The organism is Pseudochelatococcus lubricantis, from assembly GCF_011762225.1.
GTDB classification, from domain to species: Bacteria; Pseudomonadota; Alphaproteobacteria; order Rhizobiales; family Beijerinckiaceae; genus Pseudochelatococcus; species Pseudochelatococcus lubricantis.
Window position 1 is genome coordinate 2,501 of sequence record NZ_JAASQI010000024.1, and the last position, 3,338, is coordinate 5,838.

Consider the following 3,338-nt stretch of genomic DNA (forward strand, 5'->3'; position numbering starts at 1 on the left):
CGGTTTCGGGTCTGAAGCAACGAACTGAACGCCCTGTTCAGACTCGCTTTCGCTACGCTTACACCTAACGGCTTAGGCTTGCTCGTTACTTCAAGTCGCTGACCCATTATACAAAAGGTACGCAGTCACCCAGGACGAACCTTGGGCTCCTACTGTTTGTAGGCGTCCGGTTTCAGGAACTCTTTCACTCCCCTTGTCGGGGTGCTTTTCACCTTTCCCTCACGGTACTTGTTCGCTATCGGTCGCTGAGGAGTACTTAGGCTTGGAGGGTGGTCCCCCCATATTCAGACAGGATTGCACGTGTCCCGCCTTACTCAAGGATTATCTTCGTCTGAACCCGTACGGGGCTTTCACCCGCTCAGGCCGATCTTTCCAGATCGTTCCGGTTGAACAAAAATAACCACTGGCCTCGTCCGCTTTCGCTCGCCACTACTGACGGAGTCTCGTTGATGTCCTTTCCTCCGGGTACTTAGATGTTTCAGTTCCCCGGGTTCGCTTCAAATCCCCTATGGATTCAGGGATTGATACCTTCCTGATGATAGCTGTAAGTCCAAAATTTCCACTCACGGCGAGCCCTGTGCAGGCCCGTTTCTCAACGAAAAAATTTCGGATTTACAGCTATCGAAGGTGGGTTGCCCCATTCGGAAATCCTCGGATCAAAGCTTGTTCGCAGCTCCCCAAGGCTTATCGCAGCGTACCACGTCCTTCATCGCCTCTCAGCGCCAAGGCATCCACCGAACGCCCTTTTGGCACTTGATCGCTCTCATGATCAATATCCACCTCACGCTCACAACATGAACGCAAAGCAGAAAATGTCAGAAAGACCTTTATGCTTGCCGAACACACCTTCATCCTGTCTTCTTAAACGATACGCCGGAACTCCCCGTCGTGGCAAACGCCAGGGCGAACGTATCAAAAAAACATTCAGAAGAATGCATTCCCTCTTCACAATGACAAAGAACCTCGCAACCGCCTCCCCTCCTCGCTTTCGGGAACAGAAAGACAGCGCAAAACCTCTTGCTTTGACAAACGAACACACACGCCTCAAACCCAGGCTCGACACCAGTCCAGAGAATTGGTGGAGCCAGACGGGATCGAACCGACGACCTCCTGAATGCAAATCAGGCGCTCTCCCAGCTGAGCTATGGCCCCAACGAGAGACGGCAGACCGCTCTACCCAGGGATCACCATCTCCACGGCCGGAGACGATGGTGGGCCTGGGACGACTCGAACGTCCGACCTCACCCTTATCAGGGGTGCGCTCTAACCACCTGAGCTACAGGCCCGCCCCGCTCATGTAACCCACAAGGGCCACACATGCAAAACAAACCCTGCATAGCGCGTGTTCGTCACGAATGGAAGAGAAGCGAAGGTGGCGCCATCCCGCAAAGCGAAGCTGTCCATTGCTGAACGCTTCATATGTTCCAAGTGTTTCATGAGAACAGCCAAAACAGCCATCCTGACAGAAACATCCTTAGAAAGGAGGTGATCCAGCCGCAGGTTCCCCTACGGCTACCTTGTTACGACTTCACCCCAGTCGCTGACCCTACCGTGGTCGCCTGCCTCCTTGCGGTTAGCGCGGCGCCGTCGGGTAAAGCCAACTCCCATGGTGTGACGGGCGGTGTGTACAAGGCCCGGGAACGTATTCACCGCAGCATGCTGATCTGCGATTACTAGCGATTCCGCCTTCATGTACTCGAGTTGCAGAGTACAATCTGAACTGAGACGATTTTTTGGGATTAGCTTAAGGTCACCCTTTCGCTGCCCTCTGTAATCGCCATTGTAGCACGTGTGTAGCCCAGCCCGTAAGGGCCATGAGGACTTGACGTCATCCCCACCTTCCTCTCGGCTTATCACCGGCAGTCCCCCTAGAGTGCCCAACCTAATGATGGCAACTAAGGGCGAGGGTTGCGCTCGTTGCGGGACTTAACCCAACATCTCACGACACGAGCTGACGACAGCCATGCAGCACCTGTCTCCGCGTCCCCGAAGGGAACCATGAATCTCTCCATGTAGCACGGGATGTCAAGAGCTGGTAAGGTTCTGCGCGTTGCTTCGAATTAAACCACATGCTCCACCGCTTGTGCGGGCCCCCGTCAATTCCTTTGAGTTTTAATCTTGCGACCGTACTCCCCAGGCGGGATGCTTAATGTGTTGACTGCGCCACTGAAAAGCATGCTTTCCAACAGCTGGCATCCATCGTTTACGGCGTGGACTACCAGGGTATCTAATCCTGTTTGCTCCCCACGCTTTCGCGCCTCAGCGTCAGATAAGGACCAGTAAGTCGCCTTCGCCACTGGTGTTCTTGCGAATATCTACGAATTTCACCTCTACACTCGCAATTCCACTTACCTCTTCCTATCTCAAGACAATCAGTATCAAAGGCAATTCCGAGGTTGAGCCCCGGGATTTCACCCCTGACTTAATCGTCCGCCTACGCGCCCTTTACGCCCAGTGATTCCGAGCAACGCTAGCCCCCTTCGTATTACCGCGGCTGCTGGCACGAAGTTAGCCGGGGCTTATTCTTCCGGTACAGTCATTATCTTCCCGGACAAAAGAGCTTTACAACCCTAAGGCCTTCATCACTCACGCGGCATGGCTGGATCAGGGTTGCCCCCATTGTCCAATATTCCCCACTGCTGCCTCCCGTAGGAGTCTGGGCCGTGTCTCAGTCCCAGTGTGGCTGATCATCCTCTCAGACCAGCTACTGATCGTCGCCTTGGTGAGCCATTACCTCACCAACTAGCTAATCAGACGCGGGCCGATCCTTCTGCGATAAATCTTTCCCCATAAGGGCGTATCCGGTATTAGCTCACGTTTCCATGAGTTATTCCGAACAAAAGGGTACGTTCCCACGTGTTACTCACCCGTCTGCCACTCCCCCGAAGGGGCGTTCGACTTGCATGTGTTAAGCCTGCCGCCAGCGTTCGCTCTGAGCCAGGATCAAACTCTCAAGTTAAAGAGTAAAATCCCGATCAGATCACTATGATTCAAATTGACGGTAAAACTCAATTACAATGCCTCTCGACACTGTAAAGAGTAACATCAGATCATAGGATCGTCGCTATCTCTTACTATCGCTCCAGCATAAAGCCAAAGCCGCAAGGACAACGCCACCTACGATTCTCTTCCATTCTTCAATTGTCAAAGAACAAACGCATTCCAATCAAATGGAACACCAAGCCATAACAGGCCAAATCAGATAGCCAACTCTATAAGACAAAAACAAACTGTCAACCCAACCCTCGCAAGTCGGGCAAAACAATCAATTCCGCTCACAGAAAAATAAAACCCAGCCGCCGCAACCAATCTCTCAAACCGCCCGCAGCGCCGGTGTG

General features: G+C 53.0%; 2 tRNA genes and 2 rRNA genes (1 of these 4 cut by a window edge). All 4 read right to left on the minus strand.

Going from position 1 to position 3,338, the window contains the following annotated elements:
- Nucleotides 1-759 (minus strand): 23S ribosomal RNA (locus FHS82_RS20800); it reaches 2,077 nt to the left of the window's first position.
- A 317-nt stretch (nt 760-1,076) separates the two neighbouring features.
- Nucleotides 1,077-1,152: transfer RNA gene (locus FHS82_RS20805), tRNA-Ala, on the minus strand.
- 57 nt (nt 1,153-1,209) lie between these two features.
- Nucleotides 1,210-1,286, minus strand: a tRNA-Ile gene (locus FHS82_RS20810).
- Nucleotides 1,287-1,478: 192 nt separating this feature from the next.
- Nucleotides 1,479-2,959: ribosomal RNA gene (locus FHS82_RS20815) — 16S ribosomal RNA — on the minus strand.
- The 16S and 23S rRNA genes sit together here with 2 tRNA genes alongside, the layout of an rRNA operon.
- Between the last annotated feature and the right edge of the window lie 379 nt (nt 2,960-3,338).